Below are 1,675 nucleotides of genomic sequence, written 5' to 3'. Positions count from 1 at the left end.
ACCCGGATGTGTGCGGTCATCCGCCGCGTCGGCGTGCCGAGCGCGACCAGCCCGCCGGTGCGGGTGGTCACGGCGGCGACGGTCGGCTCGTCGACCCCCGGGGTCAGTGGCGGAGCCGCATATCGATGCTGCGGGAAGGGGCGGGGAGGGGAAAGAGCCGCCGGACACCCCCCGCAGCCCAGCCATCGGCCAGCGGCTGGGCCCGTCGTCAGGCGGTGGCCGCGTCCTCGTAAGGGGTGGGACAGCCATGCGTGGCGGTCACGGCCGTCAGCAGCACCACCGAGTCCTCCAGCGCCCGCAACCCGTGCCGTTCGTGCGGCAACTCCTGCACCTGGCCCGCGATGAGATCCAGCCGGTCACCGCCGCCGGTCAGCCGTACATGCCCGTGCAGCACCTGGAGGCTGGCCGCCGGGGGAGCGTTGTGCTCGTTGAGCTCACAGCCGGAGACCATGGCGATCACGCTCTGCCGCAGCGGACCGTCATGCAGGAACAGGTGTGCGCTGCGCCCGTGCGGATCGGCCTTGGCCTGGTCCAGATGGTGGCGCGCGAGCGTGGTGAGGTCATCCATGAGTGCCCCTCGATCGGTCCGGTCTGATCGTCGGCGGGTTCCCTCAATCCTCACCGGCTAGCGTGGTGGGCGCCAGTTCACAGCCGCGCCGTGCAACCGCCCCGTGCAACCGCCCCGCGCAACCGACGCGCAACCGCCCCGTGGAGAGAGGTACCGCAGCAGTGGCCGACTACCTGACCGTACTGACCACCACCGACACCCCCGAGAAGGCCGAGGCGCTGGCCCGTGGGGCGATCGAGGCCCGGCTGGCGGCCTGTGCGCAGATCAGCCAGCCCGTGACATCCGTGTACCGGTGGGAGGGGGAGGTCGAGACGGCGGCCGAGTGGCAGGTGCTGTTCAAGACCACCGCCGCGCGCTACGACGAGCTGGAGGCGCATATCCGCGAGGCGCACGACTACGAGACCCCCGAGGTCATCGCGACGCCCATCGTGAACGGCAGCGAGGACTACCTGGCGTGGGTGGTGTCGGAGACGACGATCGGCTGACGGCGATCGAGGGCCGGGGCGAGGGCTCAGGGAGATCCCGGGCGACGGCTCAACGCGCGCCCGAGCCCCGTTCCGCCAGCGCCTTCTCGATCCCCCGCTCCCGTGGCCCCAGGAAGTGCGGATCCGGCTCGAACGCCGCGTCCAGCGCCGCCTTGCCCGCCGCCACGACCTCCCGTGTGCCACCGAAGTACCAGGTCACATCGTGCGGCTCGTCGACCGCGACCCCGTACGCGTCGATCCCCGCCGCCCCGCACAGCGCCAGCGCCCGGCGGACATGGAACCCCTGGCTCACCAGCACCGCCTTGTGCACCCCGAAGACCCGCCGGGCCCGGCTGCAGGAGTCCCAGGTGTCGAATCCCGCGAAGTCGCTCACGATCCGCCGGTCCGGGACCCCGCGCTTGACCAGATACGCGCGCATCGCGTCCGGCTCGTCGTAGTCATGGCGGCTGTTGTCCCCCGTGACCAGCAGCGCATGGACCCTGCCCGCCTTGTAGAGCCGTACGGCGGCGTCCAGCCGGTGCGCCAGATACGGCGACGGCTCCCCGTTCCACAGCCCCGCCCCGAAGACCACCCCGACCGGGGCCGAGGGCACATCGGCGACCGTATGGATTCGGTCGTCCGT

3 protein-coding genes are annotated in these 1,675 nt (G+C 71.8%); 1 reads left to right on the top strand and 2 read right to left on the bottom strand.

Annotated features, from left to right (window positions below):
- Window positions 1–208: 208 nt before the first annotated feature.
- Window positions 209–568, bottom strand: coding sequence for a cupin (locus GWI24_RS44125; protein ID WP_210951624.1), 360 nt, complete (start codon window positions 566–568; stop codon window positions 209–211).
- A 161-nt stretch (window positions 569–729) separates the two neighbouring features.
- Here GWI24_RS44125 and cutA point away from each other — a divergent pair, with 161 nt between their 5' ends.
- Entirely contained in the window at window positions 730–1,053 is a 324-nt protein-coding gene (gene cutA / locus GWI24_RS44120) for a divalent-cation tolerance protein CutA (protein ID WP_020871507.1), read from the top strand.
- Between the two features lie 49 nt (window positions 1,054–1,102).
- Here cutA and GWI24_RS44115 read toward each other — a convergent pair.
- The coding region (locus GWI24_RS44115) for a vancomycin high temperature exclusion protein (protein ID WP_210951623.1) at window positions 1,103–1,675 on the bottom strand (573 nt) is incomplete at its 5' end.

The sequence above is a fragment of the Streptomyces sp. MK37H genome (genome assembly GCF_018035285.1).
Taxonomy (GTDB): Bacteria; Actinomycetota; Actinomycetes; order Streptomycetales; family Streptomycetaceae; genus Streptomyces; species Streptomyces endocoffeicus.
Note: the sequence above shows the minus strand (reverse complement) of the source record. Positions and strands in the feature narration are given on the sequence as shown.

What these genes read in the sequence shown, in the direction of transcription:
- GWI24_RS44125 (WP_210951624.1), bottom strand. Translation starts at nt 568, where the DNA reads ATGGATGACCTCACCACGCTCGCGCGCCACCATCTGGACCAGGCCAAG.